This is a genomic window from Paenibacillus sp. FSL M7-0134, assembly GCF_038007865.1.
GTDB lineage: Bacteria > Bacillota > Bacilli > Paenibacillales > Paenibacillaceae > Paenibacillus > Paenibacillus polymyxa_B.
In genome coordinates this window covers 1,164,618-1,178,337 of sequence record NZ_JBBOXV010000001.1, presented here as the reverse complement: position 1 = coordinate 1,178,337, position 13,720 = coordinate 1,164,618, and the positions used below count along the sequence as shown (strand labels likewise).

The window sequence follows — 13,720 nt, the reverse complement described above, 5'->3', positions numbered from 1 at the left end:
TCACCTATCTTTCTTTGCGTTAAGGTCAAGGCTGATATCCAGGTTATGAAAAGAGTATGTCAGCCTGCCTACAGAGATCACATCTACGCCACTCTCAGCCATCTCACGCACTGTATCCAGCGATACATTGCCCGAGGCTTCTGTTTTGACATGTGGTGCCCGTTCCCGAATGAACCGAACGGCTTCCTTCATATCTGGGGCAGACATGTTATCCAGCATAATGATATCCGCCCCAGCTTCCAGGGCTTCCTGAACTTGTTTCATGTTTTCCGTCTCTACTTCAATCGTCATCGTATGCGGTATATTAGCGCGCGCTCGACTCACAGCTTGTTCAATCCCACCTGCGCCCTTAATATGATTATCCTTAATCATAACAGCATCGTACAGACCAAAGCGATGATTCGAGCCACCGCCTACACGCACAGCATACTTCTCCAGCAGCCGATGTCCCGGTGTTGTTTTACGTGTATCCACCAAGCGAGTGGACAAACCATGCAATTGATCTATAAAAGCCCGAGTCCGCGTGGCAATGCCAGACATCCGTTGGAGCAAATTTAACGCCAGTCGTTCTCCAGTCAAAATTGCATGGGTACTACCCGTCACTTCCGCCAAAACGCTTCCCTTTTCAATCCACTGTCCGTCCTTCACCAGCGGAGTGAACGACAAGGAAGGGTCCACTACCTGAAATACAAGGGCAGCCACGGGTAAACCGGCAACCACGCCGCTCTCCTTGGCATGAATGACAGCCTTGGATTGGTGGCCCTGCTCAATCGTCCAGCGCGTGGTCACATCGCCAGAGCCCGTATCTTCTCGCAGCCAGCTGCGAATTTGTGCTGTCAGTTCTTCCTGATATCCACTAAACTCTCCATAAAGTTCGCTGTTAGATGTCATGAACGTACTCCTCCGTTATCCCTTGCTCACGTCTCTGCTGAACATGCTTTCGCCAGACGCTATCATCTGTCTCAGGAAAATCCTCGCGATAATGCGCTCCCCGGCTCTCCTCACGCAGCAGCGCACCATCTGTTACTAATAAAGCACAGGTGAGCAAATTGGCAAATTCGATCTCTTCCCGGCTAGCGATCACAGCCTCAAAAATAGGCATTTGCCCTTGCAGCTCGTCTAATGCTGCTTGCAGCCCCTCGCCGTGCCGACGAACTCCAGCATAACGAACCATTGCTTCTTGCAGCTTATGCCGCTGCTCCGTGACGGATGAAGCCGGGAACTCTGTACGGTTATCGCTATAAGATATCAATGTATGGCCGACCAGCGGTGGCAATGAATGCAGTCGCTCAATAATCCTGCTGGCAAATACAATAGCTTCAGATAACGAATTGCTCGCCAGACGATTAGCTCCGTGAACTCCTGTAGAAGAGGTCTCCCCGCAGGCGAACAAACGCGCAATGGAGCTTTCCCCGTGTAAATTGGTCTGGACACCACCCATCATATAATGGGCAGCAGGCGCAATGGGGATCCAGTCTGTCGTCATATCCAAACCAAATGAGAGACATGTCCGATAAATTGTTGGAAAACGTTGCATCACCCGCTCTGGCGGCTCGTGTGTAATATCCAGGTATACAAACGCAACTTGGGTGCGCTCCATCTCATGAATGATAGCACGAGCTACGATGTCTCTGGGTGCAAGCTCCTGCCGGGAATCATACTTGTCCATGAAGCGTTCTCCGTGAATATTGCGTAACACGGCTCCTTCTCCCCGTACGGCTTCGGAAATTAGAAACCTTGGAGCGCCCGGATGGCACAACGCCGTAGGATGAAACTGTATGAATTCCATATCCCGTACAATCGCCCCAGCACGATATGCCATAGCGATACCATCCCCGGTTGCAATATCCGGATTGGTCGTATACCGGTATAATTGCCCGCTACCTCCTGAGCACAAAATCGTTGCATTAGCGGTTATATACGACCTTTCCCCACCTGGCTTTTGGACGAGGGCCCCAATACACTCACCATGCTCCGTCAGCAGATCAATTACCATGCACTCTTCCCATACTTCGATACCGGGATGGGCAGCAACCTGCTTTGACAACGCACGAACAATTTCATAACCCGTAGCATCTCCATTTGCATGCAAAATACGCCGATGACTATGCGCTCCTTCCCGTGTCAACGCTAGTTCACCATCCACACGATCAAAAGCCGTTCCCAAACGTATTAACTCCTGAATGCCAACTGGACCTTCATGGACAAGCGTACTGACCGCCTCAGATTCACATAGACCTGCACCAGCAATCAGGGTATCTTCCATATGATAAGCTGGTGTATCCTCGTCCGATGTGACAGCAGCGATGCCGCCTTGAGCATAACGCGTGTTGCTTTCCATCAAAGTCTTCTTGGTAATCAGCAACACTTTCCGATTCTCCGCAGCCTTAATCGCCGTATATAAGCCCGCAATGCCCGAGCCGATTATTAACACGTCGGCCTCCAATCGGGTCAATTCCGCTACATCAAAATCAACTAGATACCTTGGAATCATGCCTTCACCTGATTTCACAGAAGAATAGCGCACACCATAGGTTCTACAGTATGCGCTCACGTATATGTTCAAAATGATAGAAAGTCGATTGCAGCGGCTGTTGGCTTTTATAAGCTAAGAAGACGACAGCCGTTTATTTAACAATAAATGTACACAACGTTCCGGTGTCTGTCAAATCACGTTAGCAATAATCTTCCATTTAAAAAGCTCCGGAAAACCCATAATACCTGGTTCCCCGGAGCTTACATATACGCTTATTCAACTATCCATCGGATGATTAGGTTGTTGTCGGTGGAGTACCACCGGAGTTGCCCGAATTGTTATCATCCTCTGGCTTTTGCAGATTAGGGATATCATTCGGTTGATCCGTTGTATTCTTAGGCTCGTCATCCTTACCTTGAATACGTACACGGACGTCTCCAATGTTGTCGATCACAGGCTCACCATTTTCCGGTGTTCCTTCTCCCTCAGTCGTGCCACCATCCAAAGAACCTGTCTCGATCAAACGTTTGATTTGTTCAAGTTCCAAGGTTTCTTCTACCAGCAAGGTTTGAGCAATCAAATGAACCTCTTTGGAATACTTGGTCAGGAGTTCTCTAGCACGCTCATAAGATTCAGTGATGAAGCGATTCATCTCCTGGTCAATCTGATAAGCGATCTGATCACTGTAGTTCTGCTCATGACCGATATCGCGTCCAAGGAATACTTGGCCTTGTGAAGTACCGAACTGCATTGGACCAAGCTTCTCACTCATACCATATTCTACGATCATGCTGCGTGCAATGCTTGTCGCTTGCTGGAAGTCGCTATAGGCTCCCGTTCCGATCTCACCAATGAACAGTTCCTCGGATACGCGTCCACCCAACAATCCAGTGATTTTGTCCAGCAATTCCTGCTTGGTAGTCAGCATGCGGTCTTCCTTCGGAAGCATGATGACATATCCGCCTGCACGTCCACGTGGAATAATCGTTACCTTGTGAACCATGTCGGCATTTTCCAAGAAGAAACCAATAATCGTATGGCCTGCTTCATGATAAGCAACAATTCGTTTTTCGCGGTCACTGATTACGCGGCTGCGTTTTTCTGTACCTACGATAACACGGTCGATAGCTTCATCTACTTCTCGCATCGAAATATCTCTGCGGTTACGACGAGCCGCCAACAAGGCAGCTTCGTTCAACAGATTTTCCAGATCAGCGCCCGTAAAGCCTGTTGTACGTTTCGCAATTACGTCCAGTTTAACATCCTTCGTTAATGGCTTGTTGCGAGCATGTACATACAATACTGCTTCACGGCCTTTAACATCTGGACGGTCAACCGTAATTTGACGGTCAAAACGTCCTGGACGAAGCAACGCCGGGTCCAAAATATCCGGACGGTTTGTAGCGGCTACGATGATGATACCTTCGTTTGCGCCGAATCCATCCATCTCTACGAGCAATTGGTTGAGCGTCTGCTCACGTTCATCATGTCCGCCACCCAATCCGGCGCCACGTTGACGTCCAACGGCATCAATCTCATCAATGAAAATGATACAAGGTGCGTTCTTCTTCGCGTTCTCGAACAAATCACGAACACGGGAAGCACCGACCCCGACAAACATTTCTACAAAATCAGAACCCGAGATGCTGAAAAACGGTACTCCGGCCTCGCCTGCAACAGCTCTCGCCAAGAGTGTTTTACCCGTACCTGGAGGGCCCACTAACAGAACACCTTTTGGAATACGAGCGCCCACAGCTGCAAACTTGCGTGGGTCCTTCAAGAATTCTACGACTTCGACAAGCTCCTGCTTCTCTTCGTCAGCCCCTGCCACGTCCTCGAACGTAACCTTCTTCTTCTCTTCGTTATACAGACGGGCTTTGCTCTTGCCGAAGTTCATAACTTTGCCGCCACCGCCCTGTGCCTGATTAAACAGGAAGAAGAACAACAGGAACATGATCACCAAAGGAATGATAGAAGTCAAAAACGTCAGCCAAATGCTTTCGCCTTCCATTTTCTTCTGCACGTATTCAAACCCGTTCGTTTCGCTGGCATTAACCAGTTCACTTAGTGCTTGATCCGTTGGTGGAACATATACGGAAAAATTGGTCGATTTAGCATTAGCCGGCTGCTTCTTATATGCACCGGTTACAAGATAGGCGTAACCGTCAAATTGGACCGTTACTTTAGAGATGTTATTAGCTTTAACCTCTTGCCGTAATTGGTCATATCTAGGGAGATCGGAGGCTTCGTTACTGTTGCTAACAAACTGAACGATACCCACCACAACTAAAAAAAGAATCAAATAAAAACCAGAATTCCGGATGAACCGATTCATCCCCTACCTCCTCTCGAGACACTTAAGTTATTTTACCATAGCCTGTAAGTCCTTCTCAACAAAGGGCCTTATTTAGTCCTAGGACTGGAGGCTGAGATTAGCTGGTGTAGATTTCCGGCTTTAAAACCCCTATGTATGGGAGGTTCCGGTAGTGCTCGGCATAGTCCAGACCGTAGCCGACAACAAACGCATCTGGAAGCGTAAATCCAGTATAATCTGCTTCAAGATTAACTGTCCGGCGTGCAGGCTTGTCGAACAAGGTTACGACACATACCGAATTGGCATTACGATTCTTAAGCAATTCAATCAAATGCGTCAGCGTCAGGCCGCTGTCGATAATATCTTCGACAATCAGAACGTCGCGTCCTTCCACAGATGCGTCCAAATCTTTAATGATTTTGATGATACCTGAGGATTTTGTGGATGCTCCATAACTTGATACAGCCATGAAATCAAGCTCCAACGGCACTGTAATGGATTTAACCAAATCAGCCATAAAGATAAACGCACCTTTCAGCACGCAAATCACCAATGGATTTTTCCCTTCATATTTTACGCTGAGCTGTGCACCCAATTCCTTAATTTTACTCTGAATTTCTTCTTCGCTGATCAATATTTCCTGAATATCATTCTGCAACGGTGTAAACCTCCTAAGTTTATACTATGAAAGCCGTTCCTGCGCAATTACCGGTGCCCCGGACTCTCTCGTCTTTGCCATGACATATATATAACCGAAGACGTGTGCTTTTGCACCGCGGCATGTACAGAACGTCGTACGCCCGGAATCCAGAGAATAGCCCCAGAGTGGTCGCAGACGATGGGAATAACGGAACGCATTGAAGGAGGTATTTTTTCATCAATAAAAATATCTTTAACCTTTTTTCTTCCGTTTAATCCCATTACATACATGGTATCTCCAGGTAATCGCGAGCGTACAGTCAAAGGCAGACTCAATTGATCTGCGTCGAACCACGCTTCCTCCTTATTCACCGGATGGTCCGCATCCGAATAGGAAGCCCTTCGCCACCGAAGTATACCACCTGCCTCAGGCAACTCTAGCTCACCGGAAATAGGCAATACACTTAGTCCATAGCACCATTCGCCCATAACGACTTGCGTACGGTCAAACAAAACCGCCTGGTCATATTCGCGGACTCCAACCGCACCGCCTCCCAAATCCAAACTCCATGTAGACGATGCCTCTTGGAGAAGTCTTAGTCGAACGGTCTCAATTTTACGAAAATCAAAATTTTCACTGTCCGAAGGCAGATAATTTAATATTAGTTTAATCAACCTCCGTTGTAAAGCAACGGATAGCTTACGGTATGAAGCGATGGGAAACATGTACCTGCCATTATCCAAGCGCACCATTTTCTCGTATGCCGACAGTGTGGATGCCTCCATAAAGTCATTTTCGTCAGCCATCGTTTCGGCCAGCCGGTTTAGGGACGGTGTCAGTCGCTCATTATATTGCCCCAAAAAAGGAAGCACATCCATGCGAATGGCGTTACGACGGTATTTGGAAGATGAATTAGTGCTGTCTATCACATAGGAAAGACCATAAAAGTTACAAAACTCAATCAGGTCAGCCTTGTACATACGTAGTAGCGGGCGAATGAGTTGCACATTTTTTTCCCTGCGCGCCAAACGCATACCCACTAAACCTGCTGGGCCGCTACCACGCAGCAAGTGCAAGAGAACCGTTTCGGCTTGATCGTCGCCGTGGTGGGCCATTGCAATATGCTGCGCTTCCCACTTTGTAGCCATATCATGTAAAAAGCTGTAGCGCAGCTCGCGGGCTGCTTCCTGTGGCCCCTTCCCGCTCTCCTTCATATAAGCGGGTACATCCACCCGAGCCATTTCAAATGGAAGTTCAAGCTTTCGGGCAATATTGCGTACCTCTTCAGCCTCCGCATCCGATTCCTCTGGTCTGAAGCCATGATGAACGTGAGCGCAGACGAGTTGTAAAGGCATATGTATAACGGATATTTCATGTAAAATGTGCAAAAGGGCCACCGAATCCGGCCCACCGGATACAGCAACCACAATGCGGTCTCCGGGGCTCCACAGTGAATGATCTCGCGCCAAGGCGAGCACTTCCTGTACAACACCGGTCGGTTTTGTTGTTCCCATTCACGACCCTCTTTTCTCCCGACCGTAAAAATGATGATCATCTGTTATCTTATGTAAGTCATGCTGCTACCTTAACGCAATCCAGAGCGCTCCGGCAAGCAGCAAAAGCGATACCGTAAAAGCATATCCCAGCCAGCGTGGGTTCCCTCTTTTGACCGACGATTGCCTGACATGTGCGGAGGCCAAACGTGACCAAGATCGGGCCGCTGCACGAGTATCGGAATATTCTCCACGCACTGCACCCAGTAGCCATTCGGCATAGGGGCGTAATACACGGCTGCGGCGAATGATGACCGTCAATTCTGCCGTATTACGCAACTGTGGCAGCCTGCTCGCAGCCGCCTTTAACGATTCGCTCTCCAATATATGAATCGTTAGAAGAGCGAAGGCAAACAGGTCATACTGGGAATCGGCATTTCGGCTGCCAGCATTCCAGAATCCCCTGTCATACCATTCTGTAAATTGTTTAACACTCCGACCAGCAAGAGACACCCCACCGTAGTCAATTAATTCAGCCTCTCCATAGGCATTGACCAAAATATTCTGCGGCTTCAGGTCGCCAAACACCCATCCTGCCTGATGGAGATCCGCCAGACGATTCAGTATACCGGTTCCAGCCACACCATACCATTCCGGCCCTTTGGCTGCCACAAAACGATGAAGCGGATCACCCTTAACATATCGCATAACATAAAAGGGGATTTCTCCGCTGCGTAACACTACATCATCCACCTCAAACAAAAAGGAAGGATTTCCATTTCGCTGAAGGGCGGCCTGAGTCCCCTGAGACTGCAATGTGGTTAGCACATTAATCTCTGATTGCAGATCAAGCGTGTTCTTCCCCATTTTCAGAGCAAATTGCCGATCGGCCTGTGCTTCTTTTACCAAATATACAGTTCCGTTCGCTCCCCGGCCCAGCAAGCGCTGGATGACATAGCTGCTCCGCTTCCACTTGCCCTTGATGACCGTTCCGGGTGCAAGAACGGGATCAGACGACGTAGTCACCGAGCATCCCTTCTCCTTTGCCATAGGATTCTTCCAGATCTTTCTGTTCTCCTAGTGTAACATATCGGTAATAATCAATCACTTGTAAAATGGCAGGACCTGTCGGTGTTGCCCCTTTCATCCGCAAGCGTCCAAATATCGATTTGATCTGGTTAAGCTCAGAGGTCCAACCGATATCCATGACTGCGTCTTCTCCCATTTTTCCGCCCGGAAAATGAAATACAGATATACGGCTGTGTCCGCTTCTGGACTGTAAACTGAGCAGCAAATCACGAATGCTGTCCTCTACAGCAGGCAGCTTGGGCTTCATGCTCGCACTTGCATCAATGAGCAAAGCAATCTCCAGGGTGCTTGTTTCTGTCAGCTCATCCATTACCTCAACCACTTGGGCTCGTTTTGCCGGAGGAAGTTCACCGATATGTTTGGCGCCACCCTCACCCAGAATGTGCGTTAACTCTCTATTAACCGCCTGCTGAATGGTTTGAACCACCGTTTTGCGCGTCATCATCTGCATGGTCTGAGCCAACTGCTTCGTCCCAACGATTTGGCTAAACCCTCCCCCTGCTTTAGCAATTTCTTGAATCTCCGCGCTGCCAAGCTCGCCAATAGTTCCATAATCTATGACTCCGGCGACGTTCACTGTAATACCTTCTCGTAAAGCTTGGGCAGCCGCCATGACTGGACTAACACCTACATTAGAGCATCCGTCTGTAATGATCAAAATTTGCTTCATCGTTTTTTGACCTCCGCTTCCTCTTAATCTATCCCGATAGATTCTATCTTTGCCTAATCCGGAACGATTCAAACGAAGGATGCGGATTTTTAAAAACGAATAAGGAATTTCCCGGGCAATGTCGGATTAGCTCACCGTCCGTGGACGTTCCAACCACCTCATGCCAGGTACATGGAGAGTTGCCCATTCTGGGCGGAAGTGATCTATTTTACTAACGACTACTGTCATATCATCATAGATTTGATTTTGTTGGTATCGAATAACCCTTTCTAGTAAGCAGTCGGCCAACTGCTGTGGATCTTCGCTTTCAATTTCCTGAATCATGCGTTTCATCCATATTTCCTTATTAACCGCATAACCCGGTGAGTCGTATATACCGTCTGTAATCATAATGAGAATATCACCCGGCTGGAGCTGCAGTGATACCAGATCAATTTCAATATCCTGTATAATGCCAATCGGCAAGTTGCTGGCAGATACGGGAATGACCTCCTCCCCTCTTTTAATAAAACTCGGCGTAGACCCAATCTTCATAAAGGTTGTCTGGGCCGTGTACTGATCAATCAGCGCCATATCGACCGTAGCATACATTTCCTCAGGTGATCGCAGCATCAGGACAGAGTTAACCGACTTGATCGCCAATTTTTCGTCCATACCCGACTGCAGTAATTCCTCCAAAATGTTAAGTGCTGCACTGCTCTCTTGCTGCGCGCGCTCTCCGTTCCCCATACCATCGCTTAAAGAGACTGCAAAAGTCCCGTTCCCTAGCTCCATCATGCTGTAGCTGTCTCCTGAGAAAAAATCGCCTCCTTTGGCGGCACTAGCTACTCCTGTAGCAATCTCATACGTTTTAGCAGAGCCGAACATGACTGTAGCCAAGCCTTGGCGGCGATCTGCCTCCGTTTCGCGCATCACAGCTATATGCTCGTCCAGTATGTCCGACAGAAGTGGAGCAATGATTTTCCGACATTCATCAAATCCCCTTGTATAGGCATGGACAATCTCAATTTCTACCTGACCTGCATCCAGGTTAATGATCTCAATGGATTGAATGGACAAGCCCAGTCTATCAAGAGCCTCCCGTATTTGCTCCTCCTGCCGATGCATGGTCTGCCCTTCCCGCTGAATTTCTCGCGCTAAATCCTCCATGATTTGTGATACACCCGATAGCTGGTCAGCAACAAGCTGACGACTATCGTATACTTGGCGCTTCCACTGCATATTATGTTGGTAGAGGCTATACTGCTGCTTCATCACTTGCAGGACAGCGCCCGTTTTAGCACATGCCTTGCTCCATTGCGGCGGGATCTGCTCTGGTTCCAAATCCGGGTTATCCTCAATGGCGCTCATCATTTCCGTCATATACTGATGAGTTTGCATAAACTTGCCGTCCCAGCACTGCTCACACTTGAAGCAGGAGGCACATGTCCCTTCCGCCACCGCATTCATAAAGTGTTCGATTTCACCATCCGACTTCGTGCTCTCACTCGCAGATATCTGATGAAAGCTGCGGGATAGCTGACTGAATACACGAGAAAACTTCGTTACCCGCTCTGCGGTGAGGTCGCGGACCCTTTTGGCATACTCATGCTGAGATTTGGCGTGGTCCTGCGTACCGGGAACATAGGTAGAAACCGCTTTAAAGAAACTTTTTGGGGTCATTAAGAATAATAGAATTGCCGCACAGCTCTCCCAGGTTGACGTCAGCACGTCTCCGGTCCCGTCCAAATAGATTGTCAGGATTGAGGAGCCTAGCAGCATCCCAAGCGCAACAGCACCTTTTTTTCCTTCACGCAGCATTCCTGCCAGCAAACCTGCAAAAGCGAGTAAACTCATCTGCACAATTGCAGACATATTGGCCAAGCTTAAAATTAAGCCAGTAATTACACCGACCGATGCACCCAGCGAAGCACCTCCCACCAAAGCAAACACCAAGACCAAATATCGCGACAGTACATGATCGACAGACAATGAATGAACAGTCCATCCTACTGCTCCCGTCATCACAGAGGCTAATAAAATAATAAGACATAAAATTTCCTCATTCTTGAGCTGGCTTGTCTTCTTGCGGTACGTAAACAACGGGATGGCCTGCGTGAACACCAGCGTAAGCATAAAGCTGAGAACCGCATCCGTCCCCACAATGATAAGTTCATACCATGTAAAAGTCGGAGCCATCACGGCGTTAAATAAATTGACCATAAACACAGACAAGAAAACCATAAGCGGGGCATAGGATAATTCCAGACGGTCGAAGGTTCGTAGTCCGCGATACAGGAGATAAAATACCAGTAACTCACCACCAATCATAAATAACGATGGGTAAGGAGCTAACAGGCTGCCTAACACAACGGATACAGCTACAGGCAGCATCAGATCACGCCGAAGAAACGTTATGACCGCAAAATAAGCGAGGGCAAAGGGAGAAAGCTCGTCCAAAATAGTGGCGCGTCCTAGTAGAACTCCCATAGCTGACAATAGCAGCATCCATCTTTGCGCCGTTACCCATTGCACCACTTTATGTGAATCCAGCCGTTTCTTGAGTCTGGAAGACCACCCTTCCGTACGCTCTTTGGATTTGGACTTTCTAGATTTTAACCCCGGAAAATGTACCACGTTCCATTTCTCCATCATGCGTCAGGCACCCCATTCATCAATTTGATGTTCCCATCTTAAACCGGAACGACTGAGAAAGTTTGTCAGAACCTCACGTCTTATTCCAAGAAATTTCCGACAAAAAAACGTTCTGCGCGAAAGGACAGAGCATCACTCTGAACATCAAGCTACGCCCGTATGGAAGCCGATGGAGGAAGCGTCCCGCTACTCTTTACATGACCTCTCGATGTCGTTCGTCCTGATGCCTAGACTAGCGATTTGCACAGAAGATAGACGGAAAACCGTTGGAGTTTGTCGGACGATTATGTCCTCACGACAAAAAAAACATCCACTTTCCAGCATCGTAGCTCTTATCTTCTTCGCCAAAATTGCGAATCTCATAAATGCCCGTACGACTAACCACTGGATTCAGCGCCGACAGCCGCTGCTTATCGCATCTGTTGTCGGCAGAACGCAAAAAAACCGTAGCAGTCTCTCGACTGTACGGTTTTCCGTGTATGATTGATACGGTTGTCAAAGTGAATTAAACACGCTTCGCGCCGCGTCCTCCGCGTTTACCTTCGGTGTTCTTTTTCAGCGACGAAATGCGTTCCTCACTATCTTTCAGGAAGCGTGACATTTTATCCTCAAATGAAGGTTTACCCGGTGCAGGCTTGAAAGAACGGCCTCCACGATCGCGGTTGAAACCACCGCCACCACCACCGCGTCCTTGACTTGGACCTGAACCTCCACCGCCGAAACGGTCGCCTCCGCCTGGTCCTCCTGTACGCTCCGGTCTTGGAGCTCTTGGGGGACGGGCTTCACTTGCCGGCTTGTCAATCGTTTGCTTAATGGAAAGTCCGATTTTGCCATCTTTGTCAACATTAATGACTTTCACCGTCACAACATCATTAATCTTCAGGTGGTCGTTAACATCCTTAACATAGTTATCGGCGATTTCCGAGATGTGAACGAGACCCGTGACACCTCCAGACAAATCCACAAATGCTCCAAAATGCGTGATGCCTGTCACTTTGCCCTCTAACTTGGTGCCCACTTCAATTGCCATAGAATAAAATGATCCTCCCTTAAAATATACAACCGATTTTTTTGCAAAAAAATCCCGCTGTGGTGATTTGATTATACAAAATGGCGGAACCAAGGTCAACTAAGCATTGGCCCGATAATGTTCCTATTTCTGATCTCCGATGATTGGCGTCTCTTCCGGTTTGTAAAGACCGTACTTGCTTCTGGCAATCTCGCCAATGTACTCAGGGTCCTTGAGACGATTCACTTCGGTTTGAAGCTGTTGTTCCGTTTGTGTAGCAGCTTGCTTCTGCTTTTCCTTCTGGGTGAGCTGTTCACTTCGATCGGCCATAATCATGCCTTGAGAAAAAAAGGTAAAAATTGCCCAACTACCAAAGGCGGCAAGCGATAGCAACCAAATCATGATTCGCCTGCGCCCGCCCGCGTTGGACTTGGACGTAGAAGATGAATGGCGATCTACAGACGAATTACGCATGATACTACCTCCTTCCAAACCATCTTTTCGCTGTGTTTTTCAGTCTGATACCCAGCTTTACGAGCAACTCTGGAGTCTTCCAGCGCGCTTTAAGCGGACCGATCAGCCATAGGATCGGCTTCCAAACCGGCATCAGGATGTATATCAGCATCCTTCCCAGGAACACAATAAGTGTCCATGTCCATCCGACCAGCTTGCGTAACAGCCGATACAGCGCTAACACCGGAAGAACAATCAGGATGCGCAGTATGCTGTTCACGATCAACGTCAGTCTGCGAACTATCTCTAATAACATTACCACAAAACGTTGGGTTGTAACACTAAAGGCCCAAAAATAGAGCCAAACCCCCAAAAGTAGTCCTAAAAAGACATAAAACCGCAGCTCACCGCGATTACTCGCGTATAGCACACGGAAAATAAACAAAGCCGAGGCCACCCAGTACAGCACGTCCAACATATGAACGCTCCAGCGGGCAAAATGAAAGCGGATGGACAGCACCCGGTAGCTGTCAAACACCACTCCCATGGCTATGCCCGACAACAGCATCCATGTCAATGTCAGCCATTGTGTGTAAGGGTTCATTTGAAGAGCTTGCCGAATAGGCTTTTTCCGTTTTTGGCCGGGGCCCCGGGCTCCAGGTAGACGAGGGAAGTAATCAAACCTTCAATGGACAACAGCCCCTCTTCTAGACTGAGGTTTTTGATATGTAAATGTTGTCCGCGAATGGTGAGATGGCCCAGCTCGGTCTGAAGCAAAAATTCTTCACTGTCAAAGCTCTCCACATTGCTGACGCCTGAAATATCGAGTTGCTTGCGGCTTTGCATGCGCAGATCATGGTGCTTGGACTTCCCTTGTTCAATCATGGCATGTACCCCTCCTTCTGTTCTTAGCTTATGAAGGGGGCCGTATGATTTAGAACC

13 protein-coding genes are annotated in these 13,720 nt (G+C 48.3%); all 13 read right to left on the bottom strand.

The genetic code is table 11. From position 1 onward, the window contains the following. The 13 genes from nadC to yabP all read right to left on the bottom strand — a co-directional run bounded on the left by nadC (nucleotide 1) and on the right by yabP (nucleotide 13,663). Nucleotides 1-891: a carboxylating nicotinate-nucleotide diphosphorylase gene (gene nadC, locus NSQ58_RS05195; RefSeq protein WP_341056989.1), complete on the bottom strand. Its 891-nt coding sequence runs from the start codon at nucleotides 889-891 to the stop codon at nucleotides 1-3. Continuing rightward, nucleotides 881-2,494, bottom strand: coding sequence for an L-aspartate oxidase (nadB, locus tag NSQ58_RS05190; protein WP_338533048.1), 1,614 nt, complete (start codon nucleotides 2,492-2,494; stop codon nucleotides 881-883). The genes nadC and nadB overlap by 11 nt, the downstream gene beginning before the upstream one ends. Before the next feature lie 277 nt (nucleotides 2,495-2,771). Next, a complete protein-coding gene (gene ftsH, locus NSQ58_RS05185; protein WP_028542511.1) occupies nucleotides 2,772-4,811 on the bottom strand; it encodes an ATP-dependent zinc metalloprotease FtsH in 2,040 nt (679 codons plus the stop codon). A 97-nt stretch (nucleotides 4,812-4,908) separates the two neighbouring features. Next, a complete protein-coding gene (gene hpt / locus NSQ58_RS05180; RefSeq protein ID WP_341056987.1) occupies nucleotides 4,909-5,448 on the bottom strand; it encodes a hypoxanthine phosphoribosyltransferase in 540 nt (179 codons plus the stop codon). 47 nt (nucleotides 5,449-5,495) lie between these two features. Further along, on the bottom strand, nucleotides 5,496-6,944 hold the full coding sequence (gene tilS / locus NSQ58_RS05175) for a tRNA lysidine(34) synthetase TilS (RefSeq protein ID WP_341056984.1): 1,449 nt from the start codon (nucleotides 6,942-6,944) through the stop codon (nucleotides 5,496-5,498). Between the two features lie 66 nt (nucleotides 6,945-7,010). Further along, entirely contained in the window at nucleotides 7,011-7,949 is a 939-nt protein-coding gene (locus tag NSQ58_RS05170) for a protein kinase domain-containing protein (protein ID WP_023986445.1), read from the bottom strand. Next, the gene (locus NSQ58_RS05165) at nucleotides 7,933-8,682 is read right to left on the bottom strand and encodes a VWA domain-containing protein (protein WP_023986444.1); all 750 of its coding nucleotides are present in this window, start codon (nucleotides 8,680-8,682) and stop codon (nucleotides 7,933-7,935) included. Before NSQ58_RS05165 ends, NSQ58_RS05170 begins: the two co-directional genes overlap by 17 nt. Before the next feature lie 126 nt (nucleotides 8,683-8,808). Beyond that, entirely contained in the window at nucleotides 8,809-11,316 is a 2,508-nt protein-coding gene (gene spoIIE / locus NSQ58_RS05160) for a stage II sporulation protein E (protein WP_023986443.1), read from the bottom strand. Between the two features lie 292 nt (nucleotides 11,317-11,608). After that, the gene (locus tag NSQ58_RS05155; RefSeq protein WP_341056982.1) at nucleotides 11,609-11,815 is read right to left on the bottom strand and encodes a hypothetical protein; all 207 of its coding nucleotides are present in this window, start codon (nucleotides 11,813-11,815) and stop codon (nucleotides 11,609-11,611) included. Nucleotides 11,816-11,821: 6 nt separating this feature from the next. Beyond that, nucleotides 11,822-12,346 (bottom strand): S1 domain-containing RNA-binding protein, encoded by a 525-nt coding sequence (locus NSQ58_RS05150; RefSeq protein ID WP_014279051.1) that lies wholly within the window; start codon nucleotides 12,344-12,346, stop codon nucleotides 11,822-11,824. A gap of 123 nt (nucleotides 12,347-12,469) precedes the next feature. After that, complete coding sequence (locus NSQ58_RS05145) at nucleotides 12,470-12,799, bottom strand: FtsB family cell division protein (RefSeq protein WP_013308137.1); 330 nt, start codon at nucleotides 12,797-12,799, stop codon at nucleotides 12,470-12,472. Between the two features lie 4 nt (nucleotides 12,800-12,803). Next, nucleotides 12,804-13,382, bottom strand: coding sequence for a spore cortex biosynthesis protein YabQ (gene yabQ, locus NSQ58_RS05140; RefSeq protein ID WP_023986441.1), 579 nt, complete (start codon nucleotides 13,380-13,382; stop codon nucleotides 12,804-12,806). Then, nucleotides 13,379-13,663 (bottom strand): sporulation protein YabP, encoded by a 285-nt coding sequence (yabP, locus tag NSQ58_RS05135; protein ID WP_013368685.1) that lies wholly within the window; start codon nucleotides 13,661-13,663, stop codon nucleotides 13,379-13,381. Before yabP ends, yabQ begins: the two co-directional genes overlap by 4 nt. Nucleotides 13,664-13,720: the final 57 nt, after the last annotated feature.

What these genes read in the sequence shown, in the direction of transcription:
- nadC (WP_341056989.1), bottom strand. Translation starts at nt 891, where the DNA reads ATGACATCTAACAGCGAACTTTATGGAGAGTTTAGTGGATATCAGGAA.
- nadB (WP_338533048.1), bottom strand. Translation starts at nt 2,494, where the DNA reads ATGATTCCAAGGTATCTAGTTGATTTTGATGTAGCGGAATTGACCCGA.
- ftsH (WP_028542511.1), bottom strand. Translation starts at nt 4,811, where the DNA reads ATGAATCGGTTCATCCGGAATTCTGGTTTTTATTTGATTCTTTTTTTA.
- tilS (WP_341056984.1), bottom strand. Translation starts at nt 6,944, where the DNA reads ATGGGAACAACAAAACCGACCGGTGTTGTACAGGAAGTGCTCGCCTTG.
- NSQ58_RS05165 (WP_023986444.1), bottom strand. Translation starts at nt 8,682, where the DNA reads ATGAAGCAAATTTTGATCATTACAGACGGATGCTCTAATGTAGGTGTT.
- spoIIE (WP_023986443.1), bottom strand. Translation starts at nt 11,316, where the DNA reads ATGATGGAGAAATGGAACGTGGTACATTTTCCGGGGTTAAAATCTAGA.
- NSQ58_RS05150 (WP_014279051.1), bottom strand. Translation starts at nt 12,346, where the DNA reads ATGGCAATTGAAGTGGGCACCAAGTTAGAGGGCAAAGTGACAGGCATC.
- NSQ58_RS05145 (WP_013308137.1), bottom strand. Translation starts at nt 12,799, where the DNA reads ATGCGTAATTCGTCTGTAGATCGCCATTCATCTTCTACGTCCAAGTCC.
- yabQ (WP_023986441.1), bottom strand. Translation starts at nt 13,382, where the DNA reads ATGAACCCTTACACACAATGGCTGACATTGACATGGATGCTGTTGTCG.
- yabP (WP_013368685.1), bottom strand. Translation starts at nt 13,663, where the DNA reads ATGATTGAACAAGGGAAGTCCAAGCACCATGATCTGCGCATGCAAAGC.